Annotated in this window: 3 protein-coding genes and 2 pseudogenes; 3 read left to right on the top strand and 2 right to left on the bottom strand. The window is 47.9% G+C overall.

Going from position 1 to position 2985, the window contains the following annotated elements; all coding sequences use genetic code 11:
* Together GSF01_RS29995 and GSF01_RS28985 are read left to right on the top strand one after the other, a co-directional pair.
* A pseudogene (locus tag GSF01_RS29995) lies at positions 1-252 on the top strand (hypothetical protein); the annotation flags it as partial.
* A 434-nt stretch (positions 253-686) separates the two neighbouring features.
* Positions 687-1787 carry a glycoside hydrolase family 28 protein gene (locus GSF01_RS28985; protein WP_159888741.1) on the top strand — a complete coding sequence of 367 codons (1101 nt, stop codon included), beginning with the start codon at positions 687-689 and terminating at the stop codon, positions 1785-1787.
* On the opposite strand, the gene GSF01_RS28980 is transcribed toward GSF01_RS28985, so the two are convergent.
* A complete protein-coding gene (locus GSF01_RS28980) occupies positions 1750-2067 on the bottom strand; it encodes a helix-turn-helix domain-containing protein (RefSeq protein WP_159888740.1) in 318 nt (105 codons plus the stop codon). The genes GSF01_RS28985 and GSF01_RS28980 overlap by 38 nt on opposite strands.
* 56 nt (positions 2068-2123) lie before the next feature.
* A complete protein-coding gene (locus tag GSF01_RS28975) occupies positions 2124-2342 on the bottom strand; it encodes a cupin domain-containing protein (RefSeq protein ID WP_159888739.1) in 219 nt (72 codons plus the stop codon).
* Between the two features lie 284 nt (positions 2343-2626).
* Between GSF01_RS28975 and GSF01_RS28970 the strand changes: the two are divergent.
* A pseudogene (locus GSF01_RS28970) lies at positions 2627-2965 on the top strand (polysaccharide deacetylase family protein); the annotation flags it as partial.
* Positions 2966-2985: the final 20 nt, after the last annotated feature.

Here is a 2985-nt window from a genome sequence, read left to right as displayed (position 1 = left end):
GTCACAGCTACGAATTCGATAACGACAACAACTTGGGAACTGATTGAGCAGTTTAGTGAGCTCATAGGCGGCCGGGAGGACATCTGGTATGCCACGAACATTCAGATTGCCGATTATGTCAAAGCGTTTGGTCAACTGAAGTTTTCAGCAGCCTGTGACTTTGTCTATAATCCTACAGCAATGAGCATCTGGCTTAGCATGGATAGTATCACTACAGAGATTCCCAGCGGAAGTACGGTGTGCTTTGTCTGATGCTTGGCGATTGAGATAAAGTAGGAGGATTGCTGCCATGCGCAGACTGAAACAGCGATATTGCTCGAAAAGCTGGCAGCTTTAGTCAACGACTCTCAGAGGTTTGACATTGATTTCAGTACCGACGAGGGATACGATAACGGCGGTCATGTTTTGCAGAATAAGCAAATCTCTAATGAAGGATGGTACTAAGAATAGTTATGGGCAATAACTTTTATGGAACACCGTTCGAAATGGATGAAATAGCCGCACCAACGTTTCCGGATAAGCTGTTTCAAGTAGATGACTATTTAACCGGGGATCAGGAACCGGATGCGGATTATCGTGTAATCCAAAGGGCCGTTGAAGCATGCTCCGAGCAAGGAGGAGGTACGGTAATTGTGCCTCAAGGAGAGTGGGTGTCGGGACCGATTCACTTGAGAAGCAACATTCATTTGAAGTTTGAAAAAGGGGCAACGATTCGATTTAGCGATAGGTTTGCCGACTATCTTCCTGTCGTTTTTACAAGGTGGGAGGGGATGGAGTGCTATAATTATTCCCCGCTTATCTATGCAAAAGATTGCGAAAACATTGCAGTAACAGGAGAAGGTACGCTTATTGGGAATGGGGAGGCATGGTGGCATTGGAAAAGGCTGCAGCAAGATGCGGCAAACAGGCTGTGCTATGCCGAGAGTCTTGGAATTCCCGTTCAGGATCGCATTTATGGTACGGAGGAAGATGCTTTAAGGCCTTCCTTTATCCAACCTATCAACTGTAAAAATGTATTAATAGAAGGGATATCGATAAAGGACGGCCCTCAGTGGACGGTACATCCGGTATACTGCGAAAACGTGATTATACGCAACATTCATATTGTCAGCTGCGGACCGAATACCGATGGCTTAAATCCCGACTCATGCAAAAATGTACTAATCGAGGATAGCTATTTTGAAACAGGCGACGATTGCATCGCAATCAACTCCGGCATGAATGAGGACGGCTGGAGAGTAAACAAGCCTTGCGAGAATATTGTGATCAGGAATTGCGAGATGAAGGAAGGTCATGGCGGATTAGTCATCGGCAGCGGCATGTCCGGGGGAGTCAGAAATATTTACGCTTCGCATTGCAAAATTGGAGGAGGAGATCGGGGCATCCGTCTGAAGTCGATGCGCGGCCGGGGCGGCTTCGTTGAAAATGTCTGGTTCGAACATATAGACATCAACGACGTAAGGGAAGAGGCGGTACAAATCAATATGTACTATCCCTATAGTACGGTAGTTCCCAAAACGGCTGTACCTTCCGATTTCAAAAACATAACGATCAAGCATATTACGGGAAAAGGCGCCAAAATTGCAGTCGAAATGAGAGGTTTGCCTGAACACCGGCTAAAGGATATCTGCCTTGAGAACATCAAATTGCACGCTGAGACGGCAATGGTCTGCACCGACGTGGAAACGATAGAAATCCGTGATATCGAAATCTATGCAGACGTCAATAAAAGCACGGAATTTGCGAATATCAATCGTTTGAAGGTGCAAGGCTTTTCCGTGAAGTAGGCTGCCTTTGCATGCTTCGGTAGGCGCTTGGGGGAACGCCGTTCATTTGCTTGAACATCTTGCTGAAGTGATATTCCTCGTAGTATCCGCACAACTTGGCGATTTCCTTAATGGGATAATCCGTAAAATTCAGATAGCGGCAAGCTTGCTGGTTCCGCAAACCTGCGGGCAAACCGGATGACCAGCCCTCCTGAATTTCCCTGAATAAGGCTCCCAGTTCTTCCGCTTGCGGCTGGCTGTATCGATTCAGAAAGGGGAGCCCCAATTTTTCAATGGGCATAATGCTCTTCCACACGGCATCATATGCGATCTCTGCGCAATCGAAGAGCACCATGGTCATGCGCAGAGGAGCGCGTACATGGACAACTTCAAGCCGGGTTCGAGATAGGCGAGCATGCCTGCTCCAACCTTATGTTCGTTATTGGTCCGGAAGGTTCCTTCCCCCTCATGAATCCAGTACAGACTATGCACATTGACCAGATTACGGATATCTTCCCATTCGGGGTAGGTCATTTTGTCGAGGACGAAGTGGATGCACAGCGCAAGCTGGTTCAACTCATCGTGCGTTTCATCATGATCGCTTTCTCCTTAAGGTTGGGTGGAGGCAGGAGCGATATTCACAAGTCCCGCTTCTTTTTTTCCATTCCTGATCCAAGTTGTCAGTGATACTATTCAAATTATCAGACTGCCGGCAAGGCTGCAATAAAGATGTAAATGTGGGAATTGAAGAAAAACGGTTTGAGCGATTTTCACATGCCAGAATACCTGAAGCGAACCGGAGCTCCAGCGGCTGGAGGCAATCCTATCCCGGCGATTTCGTTATACGAGGAGGCGTGACGATGAAAAGTATCCAGTTGCGTTATCCACAAGGAAAGTTCAAGGCGTTGACCATGAGTTATGATGATGGACGCAATGCCGACAAGCGGCTGGTTGACATCTTTAACCGCAACGGAATTAAAGGAACCTTCCATATTAACTCAGGTCTGACGGGGACGCTTGACCGGTTGGAGGAAGGGGAGCTTGGCCGTACATATGAAGGGCATGAAGCATCAGCCCATACGCTAACCCATCCGACTATTGCCCGGATTCCGAAGGAATTGCTCGTGCATGAGGTGATGGAAGACCGCAAGAACCTGGAGCGGATCTTCGGCTATACGATCAGAGGCATGTCTTATCCCGGGCGGCTCCTTTAACCAGG

Origin of the sequence: Paenibacillus puerhi (assembly GCF_009846885.1) — a bacterium.
GTDB classification, from domain to species: Bacteria; Bacillota; Bacilli; order Paenibacillales; family NBRC-103111; genus Paenibacillus_G; species Paenibacillus_G puerhi.
Note: the sequence above shows the minus strand (reverse complement) of the source record. Positions and strands in the feature narration are given on the sequence as shown.

Coding starts and splice junctions, on each gene's coding strand:
- GSF01_RS28980 (WP_159888740.1), bottom strand. CDS start 2,067: ATGCCCATTGAAAAATTGGGGCTCCCCTTTCTGAATCGATACAGCCAG.